The sequence below is a fragment of the Parvimonas sp. M20 genome (assembly GCF_035282425.1).
In the GTDB taxonomy this organism is placed as follows: domain Bacteria; phylum Bacillota; class Clostridia; order Tissierellales; family Peptoniphilaceae; genus Parvimonas.
On the sequence record NZ_JAYKBQ010000298.1, the window covers coordinates 1 to 232 of the forward strand.

At 69.8% G+C, this 232-nt stretch carries 1 pseudogene; it reads right to left on the reverse strand.

Annotated elements, in window-relative coordinates:
- Window positions 1-232 (reverse strand): annotated as a pseudogene (locus VJI93_RS09305) (aminomethyl-transferring glycine dehydrogenase subunit GcvPB); the annotation flags it as partial.

Genomic DNA, 232 nt, shown 5'->3' on the forward strand with positions numbered 1-232 from the left:
GGCGGAGGCCGCATTCGTGCCGTGTGCCGACGACGGGATCAGACAGACGCGCCGCTGCTCCTGCCCGCGCGAGCGGTGGTAGCCCCTGATCGCCAGTAGCCCCGACAGCTCGCCTTGCGAACCCGCGTTGGGCTGCAGACTGACGGCGTCGTACCCGGTCAGTTTCAGCAGCCAGTCGGACAGCTCGGACAGCAGAATGCGGTAGCCCTCCACGTCGGCCGCGGGGGCGAAC